Annotated in this window: 1 pseudogene; it reads right to left on the bottom strand. The window is 45.5% G+C overall.

Annotation, left to right across the window (positions count from 1 at the left end):
- Nucleotides 1–127: 127 nt before the first annotated feature.
- A pseudogene (locus tag ABRZ28_RS24265) lies at nt 128–445 on the bottom strand (tyrosine-type recombinase/integrase); the annotation flags it as partial.
- Between the last annotated feature and the right edge of the window lie 128 nt (nt 446–573).

Here is a 573-nt window from a genome sequence, read left to right as displayed (position 1 = left end):
ACTATATCGTTGGATATTACAGTGCACTAAGACCGCACGAATATAATGGTGGGTTACCACCAAACGAATCGGAAAACCGATACTGGAAAAACTCTAACGCGGTGGCCAGTTTTTGTTGACCACTACACAGATGCTTCGCCTTATGAATGTAAGCCGCCCGCACAGAGTTACGTTCCTGATGACTCATCTGCCTCTCTACAACATCCCTCGACCACAATCCCGATTCTATCAGTGAACTACACGCCATGGTCCTGAAACCATGCCCACACACTTCCGTTTTCGTGTCATAGCCCATCACTCGCAAATCCTTGTTAACCGTATTCTCACTCATTGGCTTACGCGGATCGTGATCACCAACAAAGATCAGCTCACGGTTTCCACTCATGCTTTTTATCTTTTCCAAAATGACGAGAGCTTGATGCGATAAAGGAACAAGATGTGGAGTCTAGATTAGCCCCATAGATCACCAGACACTTCGCCTCTCTTAAAATAAGAGGTAGTCTTGGAACTATGTTTAACACCAGTCAGAATAATAAGATGGTTGAAGTGTTATCAGGACCTGAGCGGCGTCGG

Source organism: Brenneria sp. g21c3 (assembly GCF_040240345.1).
Lineage (GTDB): Bacteria > Pseudomonadota > Gammaproteobacteria > Enterobacterales > Enterobacteriaceae > Brenneria.
Note: the sequence above shows the minus strand (reverse complement) of the source record. Positions and strands in the feature narration are given on the sequence as shown.